A 2,954-nucleotide genomic window follows, 5' to 3' on the forward strand; every position below is an offset into this window, starting at 1 on the left:
CGAAGGCGCCGCCGGAGCCGCAGCAGGCAGGCTCGCCGCACGGCCGGGACGGTTCGGACCCGAGGGAGACAGCGCTGCCGCAAGCGGGATCAGGCAGGCAAGTAAGGCGGCAAGGGATGCGGTCAGCCCGATGAGAATGATGTGCTGCATATTGCGCTGCATGGTAAGCCATGCCTCCTTCGAGGGAGAAGCGGCCGTTTCCGGTTAGGATGATCATGGCAGGGCAGGGATATGCGGACGGCGACGGCATTTTTTTAACAGGAAAAAACGAACAGATGTTTGTTTTTGGGTAGGAAGGATAGCGGGTGTGTGATAGAATAATAGAATCAGAGGGACTGACGGGAGGAATGACGGATGGCTCTGCGATTTATATTGGGACGTTCGGGCGCGGGCAAAACCCGGTTCTGTCTGGAGGACATTCGCGCCGAACTGAAGGAGCGTCCGGACGGAGCGCCGCTCATCCTGCTCGTGCCCGAGCAGGCGACGTTTCAGACCGAATATGCGCTGGCGCGCACGCCTGGCTTCGCCGGCACCATTCGGGCGCAAGCGCTGAGCTTTCGACGGCTGGCGTTCCGCATCATGCAGGAAACGGGCGGCACCGCGCTCGTGCCCATCGGAGAGAACGGAAAAAGTATGATGCTTTACAAAATTGTGGAACGGCTCGGCGCGCAGCTGCAGCTGTTTCAGGGCAGCTCGAAGCAGCATGGCTTTATCGAAAGGCTGAACGAGCTGCTCGCCGAGTTTAAGCGCTACGGCGTCACGTCCTCCGGGTTGGAGGCTTACTGCGAAATGTTCGCCGCTTCCTCCGCACAGACGCTGCTGGACCGGAAGCTGCACGATGTGCGGCTAATTTATCAGGAGCTAGATTCGGCTCTGGCCGGGCTTTATATCGACGCCGAGGATTGTCTCGATTGGCTGGTGCGGGGTTTCGCGGATGTGCCTGCGCTCCGTGAAGCCGCAGTATGGGTGGACGGCTTTCACGGCTTTACGCCCAAGGAATTTGAGGCGCTCGGGGCGATCCTGCGCGGCGCGCGCGACGTCTCGGTGACGCTGACGCTGGACCGGCCTTACGGTCCGGGCGAGCGGCCGCACGAGCTCGACCTGTTCCATCCGACCGCAGAAACCTACATACAATTAAGGGAGTTGGCCGGGCGGTGCGGCGTGGATGTGATGCCTGCAGTCGAGCTGTATCGGGAGCCGCCGCACCGCTTTGCCGAGAGCCCGATGCTGGCGCATCTGGAGCGGCATTACCGCAGCCGCACACCGATGCTGATGCCGGATAAAGCGGCGCTCGAGCCGTCCGACCCGCGCTGCGGCGTCTCGCTGCAGGCGGCCGTGAACCGGCGCGCCGAGGTGGAGGCGGTTGCGCGGGACATGCTGCGGCGGATGCAGCAGGGCGATTTGCGTTGGCGGGATATTGCCGTTATGGCCCGCAGCGCGTCCGATTACAACGATTATATCGAAGCCGTGTTCACCGATTACGGCATTCCGTATTTCCTCGACCAGAAGCGAGGCGTCACGCACCATCCGCTTGTCGAACTCATCCGTTCCGCGCTTGAAACGGTGACGCAGGGCTGGCGCTACGAGGCCCTCTTCCGCTGCATCAAGACGGAGATGCTGGTGCCGACCGACAGCGATGTGACGCGCGAGGAGCTTGACCGGCTGGAAAATTACGCGCTGGCTGCGGGCATCGACGGATGGCGCTGGCTGGACCGCAAAAGCTGGAAGCCTCTCATGCACGACGCGCTGGAGGACGATCCGGCTAACGCGCGCGCCATCGATCCGGAACGGTTCGAGCGGCTGCTTGTCTGCCGTGAAACCGTGGTGACCCCGCTGCGCAGGTTCGAACAGTCGCTTGAGAAAGCGGCCGACGTTCGCGGGATGTGCGAAGCGTTGTATAAGCTGCTTGACGGCATTGACGCGGCCGACCGGTTGGAGCGTTGGAGCCGCGAGTCCTCGGATAGCCAGGATGTGCGGCGCGCCAGGGAGCACCGCCAATTGTGGGACGGCGTTATATCGCTGCTGGACCAGCTCGTTGAAATGGCGGGCAATGAGAAGATGTCGGCCGAGCTGTTCGCAGGCATTGTCGAAACCGGGCTTGACAGCCTGAAGCTGGCTTCCGTGCCGCCGGCGATTGATCAGGTGCTCGTCGGAAGTATGGACCGCACGCGCCCGGGCACCGTGCACGTTTGTTATGTGCTCGGCGCGAACGACGGCATGCTGCCGATGCGAGTGCAGGAGGACGGCATTCTCACGGAGCGGGAGCGCGAGCGGCTGGCGGACGGAGGCATCCGGACGGCCCCGGGCGTGCGGAGAAGGCTTTTGGATGAGCGGTTTCTGATATATAACGCATTGACGACTCCTTGCAAGCATTTGTGGATCAGCTATGCGCTTTCCGATGAAGAGGGCAAAAGCTTGCATCCGTCCGAGGTGATCCGCCATATCAAGCTGCTGTTTCCGGGCATTCCGGAGGGACTGGAATCGGGCGAGCCCGCCGTTCACATGGCGGAGGAAGAGCAGCTCCGGTTTATCCGCCACCCGGAGCGGACGCTGTCTTTTCTGGTTGCCCAGCTTAGCGCCTGGAAGCAGGGGCTGCCGGTCGCCGGTCTCTGGTGGGACGTATACAACTGGTATGCCTCGCGTCCGGATTGGCACGGCAGGTTGGCCGCAGCGGCTGCGGCGTTGACGTTCCGCAACGAAGAAACGTATTTGTCGAAGGAGACGGCGCGTCAGCTGTACGGGGATCATTTGCAGGCTAGCGTATCCCGTATGGAGCGTTTCGTTTCATGTCCGTTCCAGCATTTTGCGATCCATGGGCTGCGGCTGAAGGAGCGCCAGCTCTTCAGCCTGAAGGCGCCCGATATCGGGCAGCTGTTCCACGCCGCCTTGACGAGGCTGGTGTCGGAGCAGGGCGACCGCTTCGGCGCAATGCCGCCAGAGGCCGTGCGCGCAGC

1 protein-coding gene is annotated in these 2,954 nt (G+C 62.4%); it reads left to right on the plus strand.

Going from position 1 to position 2,954, the window contains the following annotated elements:
• Positions 1 to 354: 354 nt before the first annotated feature.
• Positions 355 to 2,954 (plus strand): PD-(D/E)XK nuclease family protein (locus BG52_RS05725; RefSeq protein ID WP_036666960.1); only part of this gene is annotated, 2,600 nt, incomplete at its 3' end.

Origin of the sequence: Paenibacillus darwinianus (genome assembly GCF_000598065.1) — a bacterium.
Classification (GTDB): Bacteria; Bacillota; Bacilli; order Paenibacillales; family Paenibacillaceae; genus Paenibacillus_I; species Paenibacillus_I darwinianus.